The sequence below is a fragment of the Bacillus sp. AFS002410 genome, from assembly GCF_002556365.1.
Lineage (GTDB): Bacteria > Bacillota > Bacilli > Bacillales > Bacillaceae_G > Gottfriedia.
Window position 1 is genome coordinate 32726 of record NZ_NUEU01000003.1, and the last position, 17050, is coordinate 49775.

The window sequence follows — 17050 nt, forward strand, 5'->3', positions numbered from 1 at the left end:
AATTCTATTATAAACTTTTTTAATAAAAGATGCATTTTTATAATAACGAAAAAAATTCACATTTTCGCCACAATTTGTTGTACAATATGTAGATTAATAATCACATAGTTAGTAAGATTCAAAGGATGTTGATCATGAAATTTGTACAATTGATTGTTCAAATAAGTTTTTTATACTTATTATTTTTTATCGGAAATTTAATACAGAAATACTTTCATTTAATGATTCCTGGAAGTATTATTGGTATGTTTTTACTATTCGGTATACTATTTATTCCTTTTTTTAATGAAAAATGGATACAAAATGGAAGCAATTTTCTAAGTAAGCACTTAACTCTTTTATTTATTCCAGCAACAGTAGGAATCATGAGATATCCTTCCATCTTAAACTTACATGGATTCATCTCTATTATTATTGTATTAGTCAGTACTGCAGTTGTATTTAGTACTTCAGCTTATATTAGTTCGTATCTTTCAACGAGAACCCGTAAAAAGCAAACGGAAGATCTAGTGATTGGGAGGGATACGAATGAAGGACTTTAAGAGTTTGCTATTTATTCTATTAACCATTTTATGTTATATCCTGGCTAAAAAAATGTACGCTAAATTTACTTTTCCGCTATTAATTCCGATTGTAACCTCAACTACAGTTATTATCTTACTTCTTCTAAAACTTCATATTACTTATGAATCGTACATGCTTGGTGGTAAATGGATTAATTTGCTTTTAGGACCTGCAGTTGTTTCCTTTGCCTATCCATTATTTGAACACCGAGCAACTTTAAAGAAATACGGTATGTCTGTGTTTATTAGTGTATTCGCTGGAACAGTCGTTGGATTATTATCAGGTGTCTACTTATCATTGTGGCTCGGAGTAAAAAAAGTCATTATCCTTTCTTTAGCTGCAAAATCAGTTACTACCCCACTAGCTATGGGGATTACTTCAATGATTGGTGGCATTCCGTCTTTAACTGTTGTATATGTAATGATTGCAGGTATATCTGGTACGATGTTTGGCCCATTTATTCTATCAAAGCTCAAAATAGACCACCCAGTTTCAATTGGACTATCATATGGTATTGCATCTCATGGTGTTGGTACTGCTAAAGCCGCAGAATACGGGAAGTTACATCAAGCAATCAGTTCAATAGCAATGACATTAAGTGCAATTTTAGCTTCTTTACTGATTCCTTTTATAATCAAAATCATTATAAAATAAAAAGAAAAAAGCCACATAAAAAATGTGGCTTTTATTGTTTTTTAGTTTACCAAGGTCTTCCACAACATGGGCCATATCCGCCCCATGGACGATAGTAACCCCACGGTCTTCCCCATCCCCAAGGTCCAAATGCCGCTGCTCCAAATAAAAATGGGAAGAAGAATGGGAAAAATCTTTCATCCTCATTTTGCTGCACTTGTGAATATTGGTAATAAGGTTGCTCAATTTGATGACGATAATCATACATTTTGTATCACCTCCATACTAACTATTGTACGGAGTTTAGCTCATTTAGGAGCAAGGTCAAGTATATAGGCATAAGTACAAAAATGAGATGTAACTTGCTTAATTTGATATGATTGTGGAAGTCGTAATGAATTAAAAGCAGCATTGTATGACTTATCTCATTTTGGATTATTCATTACCAAAAATAATCGTCTCGAAGTAATTATTGATTGTGTTTTTAGTTTATCTCCCATATATTAAATTTCTTTCATTTAACATACTACCAACAACTGAGTCTTGTTCTGCTGTCATTAGTATCTGTGATATAGGATACGTTCCCATAATTATTTTTTAGTGCGTTCACATGCAATTTTTCTATTAAATTCAGGTCTTTACAATAGATCTCTGTATAAATGCAATCAACTATTAATAAACATAATTGGCAATCACTACTTAAAAATTCTTCGTATGTTTTTATATCAATTGATTTTGTATTTTTTGGAAAAGCTTTTAAATCTACAAATAGTAGATAGTATTCATGATTTTTTAGTACTTCATCAAGTTCTTGACCATTGTAGACTTTGATTTCTTCTGGAAAGAGATGTTCTCCCAATTCTTCTTCCACAACTAAATAAGACTCTTCACCCGTAATAAACCAGTTAAAATCATTAATGTACACTGGTTTTAAAATTTCAGCTAAAAATTGTCCATACTGATTTGGAATCTCGAAACTTATGCCTCTCTTCAAAATATAATTCTCCTTTAACATTTTTTGTAGAATAATAATTTATTAAACTAAAACATGCTTGAGTAGCCCCAGCTAGTAAATATATCCCAATATTCGAACCTTTCAATACAAATTCCTAATTTAAATGTAGATTCAAATACTACAAAATCAAAATCACCCTTAGAATACCCGCTAAAGTTAACAATCCAATTAATATCACTAAAAATATCTTTAACATTAAACTGATTGCGCCTGTTTCACGGTAATTCAAATGAAATAAAATTACTTCCATTTCTAGAAGATGGGTGGGAATTTTCTTATATAACAAATCAAGTTCTTTAACTGCTTTAGATCAACTATGGTCAAACTTGAGTTCTTCTTTATTTTCACCTAACTTATCTATTTCGTTGTAAAAATTAATAAGTAATTTTCTAGAATATTCAGGATCTACGAAAGAACTAAATGTTAGATGAATGTCTTTAGATATCAATTGTTTAATTATGTTATTTCTCTTATTTTTCATTTGAAGTAATTTAATCTTTTCTTTTCGATCATCAAGATCCACTTAAATATTCTCCTCTCATTAATGGATATATTAGCTCTATTTTAACAAAAAGTTATATCGCACCTATAATCTGTAGCCATTTTGTCAAATAAGAATTTTATAAATACCACAACAAAAATAGAGATGCGAATTGCATCTCCAAACTATACTTTATTTATTGTTTCACCACTGAACCGAATTTTGTTAATCCTAGTCTATATCAATTTATACATCTCATATTGAGCTATTTTTTCTCTCTTAAATTCTAATTTATTCATAAATCCTTCTAAGCTATTATTATTTGGGATTGATGTTGAGATCGCTTTTAAATTTAGTTCAGTAGCTGCATATTGTAATAAGTTAGTTGCTATTTTTTGATGACGGTATGCTTTATCCACCATTAGGAAGCTTATTCTGCCATTTGCATTTATAGCCAACGCTCCTATGTTTTCATTGTTAACTTTTGCTAAATAGTAGCTAAAATTAGTTAGTTTTTCTAAATAATCAATATCATTTTGCCAGTTTATATGGAAATCCCATTTATTAAACGTTTCCTTAAAATGATGAAAATCGACTTTATTGATTTCTGCATTTGCTTGCCTTTGTAATTGTTGCAAGTTAGTTAAATCAGATTTTGAGAAATAAGAAAGATCATAGATTTTTTCATATCCTAGTTTTTTATAGAAATTAATCGCGCGGTCATTTCCAACAATTACTTCAAGGAAAAGTTGTTTACATCCATTTTTTACTGCTTCTTCTTTGTGTAGTTCAATTAACTTTTGACTGACACCTACTCCTCTATAATCTGGACTAATTGCCAATGTCCCGCATCGCATAGTTTTAATATTTTCATAGGTTTTAATACCACCTAATATAACTCCAACAGCTTCATTTTCATGAATAGCTACAAACGAGTGCTCAAGTTTGTTCCCTTCTGCTCCGAAAAACACATTAACAAATTGTTCCTTTGAGTACTCAAATTTAACCATGTAATCTGAAAAGCCAATTGAAAATGCTTGAAATGCTAAATCAATATCCACTTCGCTACATCTGAAAAAATTTATTTTCTCTAGTTCTATACTATTTTTCAAATTTGTTTCCATGCAGTCACGTCCCTTGTCAATTATTATTTAGAAACCATAATTTCATTTTCAGTATTTTGAATAGAATCATAGTTAAAATTGATTTTTCTCTTAATTAGTAAGTAACCGGTTACAGACATAATCATTATGATTAAGCTTCCATGAAACAGCCAGACTAGATGTGGCATAGTTATAAATGATAATAATGGTGATGCCGCTACAAAACCAATTGTAAAACCAACTCTATTTAATAAATTTGCTACACCGAAGATTCTTCCTCTTATTGAATTTTCAGTTTTTTGAATCATTGTTGAAAAGTAAGTTCCGGCTGCATTATCAAAAAAGCCTGTGAAAAATGCAAATAAGAATACAATCCATAAAATTTGATTAGATAAAAATAAAATGAATCCTAAAGATGTTAAAACTGATGCTCCGTAATACATAAATAAATAATGCTGTTTTAACCATGATACTTTTGGGATTAACCAAGTCGAGATGATTCCTCCAATACCCCAGGTTCCCCAAATTAATCCTTGATAAAATGTTGCATGTTCTGAACTTATTTTTTCTGCTAATATTGGTACTCCAACATTATGAGAACTGGCTGAAAATGTTTGAAACAAAAAGACCATGAACACTAATAATAATAGTGGTTTTACCAGTACGTAAGTTTTCACTTCTTTTAAATCATCAAACAACTGTCGCCAATGTTTATTCCCATTATTTTTAACCGTATTTTCCCATTTATAAAAGATTAAAACAAAAGCCGACATGAAATATGATATAGCATCAATTCCAATAATCACTCGATAATTTACTACAGTTGATAAGAAAGCTGATCCTAAAAATCCAATAACCATGCTAATTGCAGCAAGCCGAGAAATAAATGCATTAATTTTTAAAATATTTTCTTCACCAAATATTTGTGGTAAATCAGCACTAAAGCTGACTGAAAAAAAGCTTCCCAATGCACCTATAACAAACGCTGCAATCGCAATCATAGTAGGCGAAGGGAAAATACATAAAAATAAGATACTAATACCCCTAGTAATATCACTAAATATCATTAGCTTTCTTCGATTATATCGATCTGCAATTACGCCAGAGAATAAACTTGTTAAAATCCCGCCACAAACACGAAGTGCTAGAACTGCTGCAAGCCATGTTGTGCTTTTCGTCATCGAATAGATTACTGCATTCATGATAACCAATTCCATCATACTACCTATATCTGAGAATGCTTTTGTATATAAAAAGTAAACCTTCTTTCCCACAATAATCCCTTCAATCTACCAAAATTATAAAACAAATTGCATTAGCAAAACATAGACAAGTAAATAAGTCTAATTTGGACTGAATTCATTGTTATTCCTCCCTTCAAATCAAAACTGACTATTAAGTTTATTTTATTGTATGAATAGTGTATGTTGTTTGCTTTATTTTTAACATAAAAAAATTTCAGAATTTTTTTTAGGTAGGAAAGTATTGACCTTCACTACCTAAAATTTATTTACTAATTAAAATATAAGACATAATCATTTCTTCAATTGCTTTAAATTGCGCCTTGTAGATTTCATCATCTTCTACAACCGAGTAATGCAAACAGATGCCATCAACATTAGCCCAAAACAAACTTGAAATAATATCAGGATCGATATTATTCTTAAATTCACCTGATGCTATTCCTTGTTTAATAATTTCACTTAAAAATAAGCGATATTGATTTTTATATCTTTCAATCATGATCGCTTGTAAGTTTTCATGCCTAGCCGAATTAATCCAAAACTCCAATTGTACTCTAATCATATTACGCCATATTTCCGTTAAAGTAATTTCACTATACATTAGAAATAGCTCTTTCAACTTATCTTTTGGCGAACTAATATTTTGAAATCGTTGATTAATTTTTTCAAATGTTTGAATTGTTCTTTCTTGCATCAAAGTTAGATACAGCTCTTCCTTACTTTTAAAGTAATTATAAATTAACCCTTTACTCGTTTTAGAATATGCAACAATATCATCCATTGTTGTCGTATGATATCCCTTTTCTCCAAAACATTTTAATGCACTTTCTAGAAGACTCTCTCTTTTGCGTTCTTTGTAATCATCTGAGACTTTTGGCATTGAACACATTCCTTTACTCTTTATATATATTTAAACTGACTATTTAGTTTAGTTTATCAACTAAAATATGGAATTTCAATAGAATATTCAAAATAATCACGCGATTATTTTCATCCTGATAAAAAAAGTGACTAAAAGTCATAAGACCTAGTCACTTCATCCAGACATAATTAGTTTTGTTCAAGTTTTGCTTTAACAGAAGCTAATTTACCTTCCATTGTGCTCTTCTTGTCACGACGATCATCAATTCGAATAGTCGTTGCAACTCTTGAAATTCCATTTGCAAATGGAACCTCATGCATCTCTTGAACAACTTTTAATAATACTGGTAATTCACCTTCAATAATTGTATTCATAGGTGTGAGTTGGTATTTAACTTCACCTTCATACTTTTCTAAAACTTTATGTATATTTGCTACATAAGCACTCACACTAGGTGTTTCAGTGCCAATTGGTACGATTGAAACGTCAATAATTGCCATTTTTAAATTTGCTCCTTTTATCATCAATTTCTTACATGTTATATCCTACCATGTTTATGAAAAAAATGAAAAATTTAACCATTAAATGATGGGCTAGTTTTAGATATGATTAATAACCTTTGTCAATCTTAACTATATTTCTTAGTTGTTCATTATTTTCTAATTTTGAAAGTGTGTCCACAAAACACTTAACTCCATCATTTGGTAAAGTAACCGCTGAAATATGAGGTGTTATTTTAACATTAGGCATTTGCCATAATTCTGAATCCGCTGGAAGTGGCTCAACCGCAAAAACGTCTAAAATAGCTTTTCTTATTTTTCCACTTTTCAAAGCTTCTTTTAAAGAATCTTCACATACAGTTGCTCCTCTACCAACATTTATGAATCCTACATTGTTTAAATGTTTAAACGTATCCATATTTAATATATTTTTCGTTTCATTTGTTGATGGAAGAACACTTACAATCCAATCCGCATTGTCTAAAATTGTGGATGCTTCCACGAATGGTACTATTTTTTCGAAGTATGGCTTATCGTTCCCACTCATCGAGACACCAAACACCTTCATGCCTAGGTTTGATAAAACCTTTCCGATGTATCCTCCAATTTCACCTGTACCATAAATGACTACTTTTTGATCCTCTAATGATTTCGGTATGTGAAATTCCCACTTATTTTCAGACTGTAAACTTGAAAATTGTTCGTGTAATTGTGAATCCTGGAGTATGTAACTTAAACAATATTGGCTCATCTTTGGACCAAAAACGTCAATAGTTCTTGTTAAGAGCACATCATTTTTCCAGTTTATTTTCATAAAACTATCAACACCTGCAGCTAATGAATGAACCCATTTGATGTTTCCAAACTCAAAATTTGGCGTCGGACGAAAACCAACATATGTATCAGCCCACTCATAATCCTCTTTCGTTACTTCATCTTCCGATAAAAAACGGAATTCCTTTGTTAGATTGTATGAATCAATAATGTCTTTAAGTTTATGTTGGATTCTGCTAGTTACTAATATTTTTTGACTGTTCATCGTTCTCTACTCCTTTATTTTTGCTACTTAAATTTTAACATAATATTTCGAAAACAATAAAAAGAAAGACCTTAGAAATTTACTATTACATTGAGGGTGACCTATAAGTCTATCAAATGGAAAACAAATTTGTGGAATTGAAAATTAAAATGCAGAGGACTCATCTGCATAAAGCTTGTGAGTAGTGCAAATAAGTTTGTCAGAACGGCAAATATGTAGTTCATGATCGCAAATAAATATGGATTCGTTGCAAATAAAGTACTAACTGCAATTAAATGTCTAAAATCGCAAATAAAACTAGTATATTTGCAATTAAAACATCAATAATTGCAAATAAACGGATGTTATATCCCTACCGGTAATGGTATTTTGCCTAAATGTAGACTCTTTTCAAATGCCAAACTAGCAAACTAGCTTTAATTTTTTTTAATCTTGTAGAAATCAATCATTTTTCTATAAAAATGATTGATAAATCCACTTCATTAAAAAAAACGCCGGATATACCCAATAGATATCACCGGCGTTTTCAGTTTACTTTCTTCCTTATAATACTTTACTTAAAAAGCTTTTCGTACGTTCATGCTTTGGAAAGTCAAATATTTGACCTGGATCGTTTTCTTCAACAATATAACCTTGATCCATAAAAATTACGCGGTCACCAACTTCTCGTGCAAAGCCCATTTCGTGCGTTACAATGACCATTGTCATTCCTTCTCTAGCTAATTGCTTCATAACTTCTAATACTTCTCCGACCATTTCAGGGTCAAGGGCAGATGTTGGTTCGTCAAACAACATAATTTTAGGTTCCATCGCCAGCGCTCTCGCAATTGCAACACGTTGCTTTTGACCACCAGATAGTGAGTCAGGATACACATTTGCCTTATCTGAAAGACCGACCTTTTTTAGTAGTTCTAATGCTTTTGTTCTAGCAATATCATTCGGTTTATTTCTAACCTTTTTAGGAGCTAGAATAATATTTTCTAAAACTGTTAAATGTGGGAATAAATTAAAATGTTGAAATACCATTCCTACTTCGGTACGAACTTTATTTATATTAGTCTTTTTATCTGTAAGATCGACATTCTCGATAAATACTTTTCCCGCAGTAATTGTTTCTAACATATTTAAACATCGCAGAAAGGTTGATTTTCCCGAACCAGAAGGACCAATCACAACGCATACTTCTCGTGGTTGAATTGTAATGTTGATATCCTTTAATACTTCAAGCGAACCAAATGATTTTTTTAGTTTTTCTACTTTAATCATCCTGTTGTCAACCTTCTTTCGATACGATTTAATACAAAGCTTAATGACAATGTCAGTACTAGATAGATAGCAGCGGCTGAAAAGTAAGGCTCCCAAACTTTATAATATTGCCCTTGCATAGCTCTACTCCAATACATAATTTCAGGTGCTGCAATGATGGCTGCTATTGAAGATTCTTTAATTAATACGATAAATTCATTTCCAAGTGGAGGAATCATACGTTTAACAGCTTGAGGCAAAATAACATTTCTCATTGCTTGTCCATGTGTCATTCCAAGCGAGCGTGAAGCCTCCATTTGCCCTTTATCGATTGATTGAATTCCAGCGCGGAAAATTTCAGCAATATACGCTGCTGCATTTAATGAAAGTGCGATGATTGAAGCTGCAATTGCATTTGTCTCACCTATGAAATACGGAACTACACCGAAATGTATAAGCAAAATTTGTACAAATAAGGGTGTACCTCTAAAGAAATTGATATACCATTTAAATGGAAGTGCTAACCATTTATTATTTAGCATTTTACCTAATCCAATAAATAATCCAATTATTGTACCAAAGAAGATCCCTGCAAAAGATAAACCAATTGTTAATGCAGTTCCTTTAAGGAAAAACGGTATGTACTCTTTTATAATGCCAAAATCAAATCCCATTTCTTTTCCCCCATTTAGATAAAATTGCGTAACACAAATTTTGCGTTACGCAATTTTTAATTTACTATTTATTTTCTTCTGCTTTTAATGTCGCAAGATCTGGCTCTGATCCAAAATGCTTTTTATAAATTTCTTCATAAGTTCCATTGTTTACGACTTCCTTAATCGCTTTATCTAGTTTACCTTTTAATTTACTTCCATCTTGAAGTAATAAGCCATAGTATTCAGGTTCAAAACTATTTTTATCATCAATAACTACTAACTTTTTATCAGGGTTATTTTTTGCATAAGCTTCAAGTACCCCATTATCAGCAACTACAGCATCAGCTCCGTGGTTAAGAAGTTCTAAAATTGCTAAATTGTTATTTTCGAATTTTTTTAGATTTTTATTGTTCTTTCCAAATATTTTTTCAACTGCTGCTTGGCCTGTTGTACCATTTTGTACTGCAACAACTTTCCCTTTTAAATCTGCAGCTGATTTAATACTACTACCTTCAGGAACTAAGATTTTATTAATTGAAAGAAAATATGGAGTCGTAAAATCATATGTTTTCTCACGATCTGCGTCAATTGAGATTGAAGACATACCAATGTCTGCAGTCTTTCCACCAATTTCAGCAAATAAAGGATCCCAACCCGTATTAACAATTTTTATTTTCAATCCAGCCTCTTTAGCTACGGCATTCGTAAAATCAACATCAAAACCAACTATTTTTCCATTTTCAAGATATTCAAATGGTGCATATGCAGCATCAGTAACAACTCTTAATGGTTTGTCCGCTGATCCATTCGTTTTGGCATCCTTTCCACATCCCGTTAAAGTTAGAGCTGTTGTAACTGCAAGTGCAAACGATAGTGTCTTAAACTTTTTCATTTAAATACCCCCAATTAGTTTAAATATGTAATTTAGCTTTTGATTAGATTGAATATATTGAAAATTTAATATATTTAGATTTTTTATAATTATATCTATTCTTGTTTAAATATGCAATACTATGTCAAATATTGTTAAATCCCTCCAATACCCAGTTAGTTTACAAAGTTTAACTATCAATTTTATTACTTGTCTCCTATTACATATATATTTCATTTTATAAAACTTATTTGTAAAATTAATAAACCGGAAACAAACATCTTGTTTCCGGCTTCATTTCATATTATTTAATTAAAATTGAGATCTCCGAATAACCTTTATTCGTCTTATGAACTTCAATTACTGCTGGCATTGCATCCTTCACATCTTGCACATGGGAAATAACGCCAATTAAACGACCTGATTTTTGAAGCTGAATTAGTGTATCTATTGCTTTTGACAATAATTCATCATCTAGCGAACCAAACCCTTCATCTATAAACAGCGTATCAATCGATACACCACCTTTATGTGCTTGAATGATATCTGCCATTCCTAAAGCTAAACAAAGCGATGCGTTAAACTGTTCACCCCCAGATAATGTTTTTACATCTCTGGCTAAACCTGTATACGAATCGTAAACTTCTAATCCTAATCCACTTTGTTTTCTTCCTTTTTCAACTGCATCTTTTCGTTGTAATTGAAATTGGCCATTTGATAAATGATCAAGTCGAATATTTGCTGATTCAATGATTTGTTCAAAATAATCCAATAAAACATATCGTTCAAACGAAATCATTTTATCATTATCGCCTTTTGTTACTTTATATAAATCAGTTAAACCAGCTAAATCTTTTTCGGTTTTTACAAACTCCTCTTGATAAATATTCAAATCAACTTTCAACTGATTTAATCGTTTAGTTGATTCTTGAATACGAATCATTTCATTAACGATTCCATCTATATTTTGCGTAATTTCTTGTACTTTGCTTCTAAGATCACTCTCATCTATTTTTTCGTTCGATTGCACTTGTTGCTCAAGTAACCCTTTTTCGGTAGTTAATCTTTGCAGATTCTCTTCGAATGTCGATAAATCGTTACGATATTGATCAATATACTGAATATATTCAATTGCGCTTATAAAATCTGATTCAATTATAAACTGATGCTCAGATAATTTTTCTTGATACGTTATCGAAACTTTTTCAATTTCTTGCTTTATTTTTAGAACATCATTTTCAAGATGCGAACACGTTGTCTCTTTCACTGTTTTCTGCTCAGTTAAGAATTTGTGCTCTTCTTGAATTTTGGAGATTTTCGCTTTTAATGTAGCAATTTGTTTTTCTAAATCATTTTTTTCCGTTTGCCATTGCTCAAGTGTTCTAAGCTGTTCAGGTAATCTCGATTCAATTTGAACAACAACTAATTTTAATTCATTTATTTCATTAGTCAGCTTATTCATTACTTCTGATTTCTCAGTAACTTTTATCATTAACTCACTAACTAATTGTTCTTTTATTTTTATTAATTTATTAACTTGTTCAAATGTAGCCTTTTTCTCTGTAAGCTCTTTTAGTATTGTTTCATTATCATTAAACTCTTTTACTAGACCTTTTAAACCTTCATTTGAAAAGTCAAATTGACCATACTCTTCTAAAAAGGCCTCTTCATCCCTTATCACGGTGTTTTCAATGCTTCGAATGCCACCTTGGATTGTAGCAAGTTCAGTCTGAAGTGCATTCACTTGTTGTTTCAGCTTTTCTACATCTTCTTCGTTTACTGTCCCGTTAAATTTAGCAAGAGAAGGATGATGAGTGCTTCCACATACCGGACACTGCTCTTGATCTTTTAAATCTTTCGCTAGAAATGCAGCCTTTTGTTGAATCATTTCATGTTCAATTCGGTCTAATTCATTTTTAAATTTACTATGCTCGACTTCTTTATTACGATAGTCAATTACTTTTTGCTCTAAGTCTCTTTTTGCAAACACGATCCGTTTTGCAGCTCCGCCTTTTTGTGAAATTTCTTTACTTAATAAGGAAATTTTAGCCCACTCTTCATGGATTCCTTCTAGGTCAATTAAACTCATTTTTAATTTGTTTAATTCTTCGGTTTCTTTTTTTAATTCAATTTGTAATGATTGTTCTTCTCTTTCAGCTTTGATTAGATTTTTCGACTTATGATCGAACTCGATTTTTAGATTTTGAAATTGATTAATATCATCTTTTAGAGCTACTAAATTACTTAATTGGCTTTCAAAACTTACTAATTTTTTATGTTCTTCAGGAAGAGTTTCTACTTCTGCTGAAATTTGTTCAATTTTCGAAAGTGTTCCTTTTAAACTTTCAATTTCAACTAACAATTTATCATTCGTAACTTGAAGTGCATTATTTAGCTTTTCAAGTTCAGTTTTTACAGGCAATACTTTCTCAGCATTTGTAGCTAATTTTATTTTCACTTTTTTATCTTCAATTTCTAACTCTTGGTCTTTCAACAACGCTAATAATTCAATGATTTCACGCAAGCGATCAATGTTTTTATTATGCGTTTGTGCTGAGAATAATTTTTGTTGATGAACCTCTAATTGTGATTTTTGAAGTTTTTCTGTTTCTTCAAGTCTTTTTAAATCTTCTATCATACTTGAAATATGTTCAGTCAAAATATCATTTACTAAATGCAGGTTAATTTGAGAATCGTCAGCTAGTTGAATGCCTTTTTCACTTAAGATTTTTTCAATCACTTCTAATTTAATCATTATTTTTTGTTTTAAATTATTAAAGTGACTTTCCTTATTTTTTCTAGCTGAATTCAAATCTTCAGCTACTTTTTCATATAATTCAGTTCTGAAAATCTTACGTAAAATTTCTTCTTTTTCTTTCGTATCGGATACTAATAATTTTCTAAATTCACCTTGAGGAAGTAATACGATTTGTTTAAATTGATCGGCATTAATTCCTAATAACTCTTCAACTTTTTTATTTACAATAGAAGTTTTATTAAATTCTTGGCAATATGGTACCTTTTCCTCATTTTCAATTTTATAGAACTCTATTTTGTCGCCAGTTATTCCTTTATTTTGCTTTTTCTGATGCCCTTTTTGCCTAAAAATATTGTAATGATTCCCTTTTAATTCAAAAGTCAGTTCTACACTTGTATATAAGTCATCATCTGCAAAGTGGCTTCGAAGTAAAGCTTGATCATTTCTATTTTCACCGCTCGCTTCTCCAAATAAAGCAAAACAGATTCCATCAAAAATCGTTGTTTTACCTGCACCAGTTGGACCAGTAATCGCAAATAAGCCTTTTTCATTTAATTTACTAAAGTCAACATTCACCTTATCTTTGTAAGGTCCAAACGCATGAAGTACTACTTTTAATGGCTTCAATTCTATTCCTCCCTTACAAAAATCCCATGAATTATTTCTTTCATAAATTGTTCATCTTCAATTTTTAAATCTTCATTTTTCATTTCTTTATAAAATGCTTGAAACAGTTCAAGTTGATTTTTTGATTGTTTATCTACTAAACTTAATTGATTTTTGTTATCTAATTGTAATGCTGAACGCTTTCGACTAACATGCATTGCGTTTGGATAAACGGTTCTAATTTGCTCCATCGGTTGTACAACCATATGATCATCAGTTAATTTTACAAACACATAGTCATTATTTACTTGATGTTGTCTTATTTCCTCAATTGTTCCTTCAATTGATCTTAAATCTCGAATTGGATGAAACTCTCTCTTTTCAACAGTTAACTCGCCATTACCTTGTATTTCAACAATGAAACAACCTTTTTTATGATTTTCTTCTGATAAAGAATATTTTAGAGGAGAACCTGAGTATCGAATTGATTTATTGCCTACATAATGCGCGCGATGCAAATGCCCTAAAGCAGTATAATTAAAATGCTTGAAATTATGATGAGATACATATTCAGCCCCACCAATCGAAAGTGTACGCTCTCCCTCAGTCTCTTCATCTGAAGGCTCACCATTATTCGTTACGAATGCATGTCCAACAAAAACATTACGGACAGACGTGTCTAATTCTTCATCTCTAATTTTATTAATGATTGCTCTCATTGCATCATCATGCGAATGGATATCGTCGTTCTGTAATATATAGCGAACAATACTCGGCTCTGCATAAGGAATTAAATAAAAATGCACTTCACCTTCAGCATCATTCAAAATCACTTTCTTAAAAGGAGTTTGAAATTTCCCAACTAAATAAATACCTTCTTTTTCCATAAAACGACTACCAAATTCAATTCGTTCAGCACTATCATGATTTCCAGCAATAGCAAGAATCGGCGTATTGCACTCAATGACAATCTTATGGAACACATCATTTAATAGTTCAATTGCTTCAGTCGGAGAAACACTTTTATCATATAAATCACCTGCAATTACTACTGCATCAGGCTTTTCTTCTTTAATTATTGATATAAATTCATCTAAAATAGATCGTTGGTCTTCTGTCATATGTACACCATGTACAATTTTACCAAGGTGCCAATCTGCAGTATGAATAAACTTCATTTAATACACCTCATTAATTTTATTGGCCGTTTTCTTGTATCGAAACTACAGCTTTTATTTAATTATATTTTACATCAACATACGAACATTTGTATCCTTTTTAAATGAATAAATTAAAAAATGCATTATTAAGCTAAAATAATTGAAATACTACTAAATATGATACAAAATATAGCTATAAAAGCTTAGGAGGCAATTATGGAAAAATTAGTAGATGTAAAAAAGTATGAAGAAGTTATAAATAGTGAAAAGCCAGTAGTCGTTAAATTCTTTGCAACTTGGTGTCCTGATTGTACACGTTTAGATGCATTTATTGGAGAGGTGATCGAAGAGCATCCTTCATTTACTTGGTACACAATGGATCGTGATGAGTTTCCAGAAATCGCTAGTGAACAACAAGTAATGGGTATTCCAAGTTTATTAGTATATAAAAACGGTGAAAAAATTGGTCATTTACATAGTGCGAACGCAAAAACGCCAGAATCAGTAGAAGAATTCTTATCTACTTTTGAATAATAAAAGTAGATAAGAATTATAAAACCACAAGGCAACAATTATTGAATTAGTAATATAACTAATGATAATTGGTATTAAATAAATGCAAAAGAGGCATTGCTTGAGCAATGCCTTTTGTTGTTATTGTATTAACTATCGAATGCGCTTAGTTGGATATAGATATATAGTATGTAAGCAGGTTGAGAAATTCAATTTACTTCTTTTTCTTTCTTCTCTCCAATGAAAAAGTAATATATTAACCAAATGACAATAAAAAAACAAATGACAAATGATACATAATCTTTAGAAATGAAATTAAGTATAGTTACAAAAATCATCGCAACTAAGGGGATCAAACGTGAAAAAAATTCTCCCATAAATCGATTCCTTTCCATACTTTACGCGATGCGTGACTGAAATACCTTTTTAAAATTATACTTTCATAACATATATTTGTAACTTTGGAAAATTTTGGCTTTTTCCCCCATGATATTTGGATAATCCTTTTTGCAATTAACTAAAAAGACTACATGATCGATTTATACAAAACGCTAGCTCAATCAGCTTAATAAATATGGGAACTACGATGACAGATTAAAATTAATGAAGCGCTTTAAGTTTATCTGATTCTACTAAAACCAAGAAATCTAGAACCTTGAAATGCAAGTTCTCCATTATCACCTTCAACAATCATTCCGTATTCAGCATCTTTTACCTGAAATTCTATTCGATCTCCACTTTCTACTTCAAACGTTACAAAATAACTACTATATGACCTATTTTCCCCTCCACCCCGTACGGCTGTTCTTTTAGCTATAGCTTTGGCTTTTACATATAATTTTGGTGAGTTGTTATTTTTATTCCATTGTGAAATTCCCTTTATGATTGAGAATACAATTATGGATAGAACTATTACAAACATGATTCCAATAAAAATGGGACCGAACGTAAATAAAAAATCTCCGCCTTCAAACATTTAATTTTACCCCTCCTAAAATCCTTTTCCTATATTTTTGCGCGCTTTTTTATATAAGCTTTTTTATGATGTATACGCTATCTAAATTCTTTTTCCTAAATGAAAACATTTAAATTCTTTATGGAAAATTAATGAATTTCTTAGTCAATTTTAACAAATATACATTTCAAATTACCATAGTAAATTTGCCTATTTTTCTACAATATTATTAAACTCCCCAGTAATTTACTTAAAAAAATAGCTACCGAAGCAGCTTAAAGTTTGTTAAACAAAAGTGGCGTTAATACACTCTAATTATTTAGTAGTGTAATCTTTCCAACCACTTTTTGATTGAATTTGAGTTATTTTTCCTTCGCCCGAGATGAAAGCTACTGTTTTCCCATCAACCTTGTAATTGGTTACAGTAAATGAAATTTCAACTGAATCATATTCAGAATGATCATACATAAAGTCATAGTTAAACTCGATCATTGCTGCACCTGTATTAATTTCTTTAGACAGCCATTCATTTTTTTCTCAAATTTAGTAGCTAAAATTCTTTGATTTCGTTCAAGATTTATAAATTTCGTCTTTTGTAAGTGTTTTTGAAGAGATAGTAATGGTCTTAGTTCTTTGAATACTAAGTTTGTTATATGTATTTTGGATTGTAGGAAAAAATAAAGCTCCTATTCCAATCACAAAAACGAATAAAATCACAAGACCTACTATACGGCTTTTCTCTTCTCTTTTAATAACAGGAATATTTATAAACACTCCTTATAATTCGAGTATTGTTATTCGACCTTATTATTTTATTTAGATTAATTTCAATAAATCTTTTTCTT

At 30.7% G+C, this 17050-nt stretch carries 18 protein-coding genes and 1 pseudogene; 3 read left to right on the forward strand and 16 right to left on the reverse strand.

Annotated elements, in window-relative coordinates:
- Positions 1–134: 134 nt before the first annotated feature.
- Positions 135–542, forward strand: coding sequence for a CidA/LrgA family protein (locus tag CN692_RS03870; protein ID WP_179865631.1), 408 nt, complete (start codon positions 135–137; stop codon positions 540–542).
- Positions 529–1218, forward strand: coding sequence for an LrgB family protein (locus tag CN692_RS03875; protein WP_098117821.1), 690 nt, complete (start codon positions 529–531; stop codon positions 1216–1218). Before CN692_RS03870 ends, CN692_RS03875 begins: the two co-directional genes overlap by 14 nt.
- Positions 1219–1264: 46 nt before the next feature.
- Here the strand turns inward: CN692_RS03875 and CN692_RS25990 are convergent, their stop codons facing one another.
- The 14 genes and pseudogenes from CN692_RS25990 to CN692_RS03940 all read right to left on the reverse strand — a co-directional run bounded on the left by CN692_RS25990 (position 1265) and on the right by CN692_RS03940 (position 14755).
- On the reverse strand, positions 1265–1465 hold the full coding sequence (locus CN692_RS25990; protein WP_098117822.1) for a hypothetical protein: 201 nt from the start codon (positions 1463–1465) through the stop codon (positions 1265–1267).
- 258 nt (positions 1466–1723) lie between these two features.
- Positions 1724–2191, reverse strand: a complete 468-nt coding sequence (locus CN692_RS03885) for a DUF2691 family protein (RefSeq protein ID WP_098117824.1) — start codon at positions 2189–2191, stop codon at positions 1724–1726.
- A 47-nt stretch (positions 2192–2238) separates the two neighbouring features.
- A pseudogene (locus tag CN692_RS27305) lies at positions 2239–2507 on the reverse strand (YxiF family protein); the annotation flags it as partial.
- A 15-nt stretch (positions 2508–2522) separates the two neighbouring features.
- Positions 2523–2735, reverse strand: a complete 213-nt coding sequence (locus tag CN692_RS03890; protein WP_098117826.1) for a hypothetical protein — start codon at positions 2733–2735, stop codon at positions 2523–2525.
- A gap of 194 nt (positions 2736–2929) precedes the next feature.
- A complete protein-coding gene (locus CN692_RS03895) occupies positions 2930–3817 on the reverse strand; it encodes a GNAT family N-acetyltransferase (protein ID WP_098117827.1) in 888 nt (295 codons plus the stop codon).
- 23 nt (positions 3818–3840) lie between these two features.
- On the reverse strand, positions 3841–5070 hold the full coding sequence (locus tag CN692_RS03900; protein ID WP_098117829.1) for an MFS transporter: 1230 nt from the start codon (positions 5068–5070) through the stop codon (positions 3841–3843).
- A gap of 232 nt (positions 5071–5302) precedes the next feature.
- On the reverse strand, positions 5303–5920 hold the full coding sequence (locus CN692_RS03905) for a TetR/AcrR family transcriptional regulator (protein WP_179874363.1): 618 nt from the start codon (positions 5918–5920) through the stop codon (positions 5303–5305).
- A gap of 170 nt (positions 5921–6090) precedes the next feature.
- On the reverse strand, positions 6091–6402 hold the full coding sequence (locus tag CN692_RS03910; protein ID WP_098117833.1) for an MTH1187 family thiamine-binding protein: 312 nt from the start codon (positions 6400–6402) through the stop codon (positions 6091–6093).
- A 109-nt stretch (positions 6403–6511) separates the two neighbouring features.
- Positions 6512–7441 carry a D-2-hydroxyacid dehydrogenase gene (locus CN692_RS03915; RefSeq protein WP_098117834.1) on the reverse strand — a complete coding sequence of 310 codons (930 nt, stop codon included), beginning with the start codon at positions 7439–7441 and terminating at the stop codon, positions 6512–6514.
- 543 nt (positions 7442–7984) lie between these two features.
- Entirely contained in the window at positions 7985–8707 is a 723-nt protein-coding gene (locus tag CN692_RS03920; protein ID WP_098117836.1) for an amino acid ABC transporter ATP-binding protein, read from the reverse strand.
- The gene (locus tag CN692_RS03925) at positions 8704–9360 is read right to left on the reverse strand and encodes an amino acid ABC transporter permease (protein WP_098117837.1); all 657 of its coding nucleotides are present in this window, start codon (positions 9358–9360) and stop codon (positions 8704–8706) included. Before CN692_RS03925 ends, CN692_RS03920 begins: the two co-directional genes overlap by 4 nt.
- Before the next feature lie 64 nt (positions 9361–9424).
- Entirely contained in the window at positions 9425–10234 is an 810-nt protein-coding gene (locus CN692_RS03930; protein WP_098117839.1) for a basic amino acid ABC transporter substrate-binding protein, read from the reverse strand.
- 283 nt (positions 10235–10517) lie between these two features.
- On the reverse strand, positions 10518–13598 hold the full coding sequence (locus CN692_RS03935) for an AAA family ATPase (protein WP_098117840.1): 3081 nt from the start codon (positions 13596–13598) through the stop codon (positions 10518–10520).
- A gap of 2 nt (positions 13599–13600) precedes the next feature.
- On the reverse strand, positions 13601–14755 hold the full coding sequence (locus tag CN692_RS03940; RefSeq protein ID WP_098117842.1) for an exonuclease SbcCD subunit D: 1155 nt from the start codon (positions 14753–14755) through the stop codon (positions 13601–13603).
- A gap of 198 nt (positions 14756–14953) precedes the next feature.
- Between CN692_RS03940 and CN692_RS03945 the strand changes: the two genes are divergently transcribed.
- Complete coding sequence (locus CN692_RS03945; RefSeq protein ID WP_098117844.1) at positions 14954–15271, forward strand: thioredoxin family protein; 318 nt, start codon at positions 14954–14956, stop codon at positions 15269–15271.
- Positions 15272–15869: 598 nt separating this feature from the next.
- Here the strand turns inward: CN692_RS03945 and CN692_RS03950 are convergent.
- Positions 15870–16226 (reverse strand): DUF2500 domain-containing protein, encoded by a 357-nt coding sequence (locus CN692_RS03950; RefSeq protein WP_098117846.1) that lies wholly within the window; start codon positions 16224–16226, stop codon positions 15870–15872.
- Between the two features lie 294 nt (positions 16227–16520).
- Positions 16521–16697: a hypothetical protein gene (locus CN692_RS25995; protein ID WP_179874364.1), complete on the reverse strand. Its 177-nt coding sequence runs from the start codon at positions 16695–16697 to the stop codon at positions 16521–16523.
- Positions 16698–17050 lie beyond the last annotated feature (353 nt).

What these genes read in the sequence shown, in the direction of transcription:
- CN692_RS03920 (WP_098117836.1), bottom strand. Translation starts at nt 8,707, where the DNA reads ATGATTAAAGTAGAAAAACTAAAAAAATCATTTGGTTCGCTTGAAGTA.
- CN692_RS03940 (WP_098117842.1), bottom strand. Translation starts at nt 14,755, where the DNA reads ATGAAGTTTATTCATACTGCAGATTGGCACCTTGGTAAAATTGTACAT.
- CN692_RS25990 (WP_098117822.1), bottom strand. Translation starts at nt 1,465, where the DNA reads ATGTATGATTATCGTCATCAAATTGAGCAACCTTATTACCAATATTCA.
- CN692_RS03895 (WP_098117827.1), bottom strand. Translation starts at nt 3,817, where the DNA reads ATGGAAACAAATTTGAAAAATAGTATAGAACTAGAGAAAATAAATTTT.
- CN692_RS25995 (WP_179874364.1), bottom strand. Translation starts at nt 16,697, where the DNA reads ATGATCGAGTTTAACTATGACTTTATGTATGATCATTCTGAATATGAT.
- CN692_RS03910 (WP_098117833.1), bottom strand. Translation starts at nt 6,402, where the DNA reads ATGGCAATTATTGACGTTTCAATCGTACCAATTGGCACTGAAACACCT.
- CN692_RS03905 (WP_179874363.1), bottom strand. Translation starts at nt 5,920, where the DNA reads ATGCCAAAAGTCTCAGATGATTACAAAGAACGCAAAAGAGAGAGTCTT.
- CN692_RS03945 (WP_098117844.1), top strand. Translation starts at nt 14,954, where the DNA reads ATGGAAAAATTAGTAGATGTAAAAAAGTATGAAGAAGTTATAAATAGT.
- CN692_RS03915 (WP_098117834.1), bottom strand. Translation starts at nt 7,441, where the DNA reads ATGAACAGTCAAAAAATATTAGTAACTAGCAGAATCCAACATAAACTT.
- CN692_RS03930 (WP_098117839.1), bottom strand. Translation starts at nt 10,234, where the DNA reads ATGAAAAAGTTTAAGACACTATCGTTTGCACTTGCAGTTACAACAGCT.
- CN692_RS03870 (WP_179865631.1), top strand. Translation starts at nt 135, where the DNA reads ATGAAATTTGTACAATTGATTGTTCAAATAAGTTTTTTATACTTATTA.
- CN692_RS03875 (WP_098117821.1), top strand. Translation starts at nt 529, where the DNA reads ATGAAGGACTTTAAGAGTTTGCTATTTATTCTATTAACCATTTTATGT.
- CN692_RS03950 (WP_098117846.1), bottom strand. Translation starts at nt 16,226, where the DNA reads ATGTTTGAAGGCGGAGATTTTTTATTTACGTTCGGTCCCATTTTTATT.
- CN692_RS03925 (WP_098117837.1), bottom strand. Translation starts at nt 9,360, where the DNA reads ATGGGATTTGATTTTGGCATTATAAAAGAGTACATACCGTTTTTCCTT.